The organism is Bacillus cereus group sp. BfR-BA-01441, from assembly GCF_022663075.1.
Classification (GTDB): Bacteria; Bacillota; Bacilli; order Bacillales; family Bacillaceae_G; genus Bacillus_A; species Bacillus_A cereus.
On sequence record NZ_JAKUEU010000398.1, the window covers coordinates 1 to 223 of the forward strand.

Below are 223 nucleotides of genomic sequence, written 5' to 3' on the forward strand. Positions count from 1 at the left end.
GTTGTTGAAGAAGTGATTAAGGAAACAGAAAAACTTGCTGTAGAAGAAATGGTTGAAAAACATTTGAATACAGTTGAAGAATCATCATCAGATCCATTTGCTGATTTTGAGACAGAAAAAAAAGAGGATTCCAGTGAAGATGAAGCTGAAAATAAAAAAGATTCGGCTGATCCATTTGCAAATATGAACTTTTAAAAAGAGCTTTGATAAAAAGCTCTTTTTA

The 223-nt window shown here is 30.9% G+C and carries 1 protein-coding gene; it reads left to right on the forward strand.

Annotation, left to right across the window (positions count from 1 at the left end; genetic code table 11):
• Positions 1-195: hypothetical protein (locus tag MR107_RS30985; protein ID WP_242293221.1), on the forward strand; the 195-nt coding region annotated here is incomplete at its 5' end.
• Positions 196-223 lie beyond the last annotated feature (28 nt).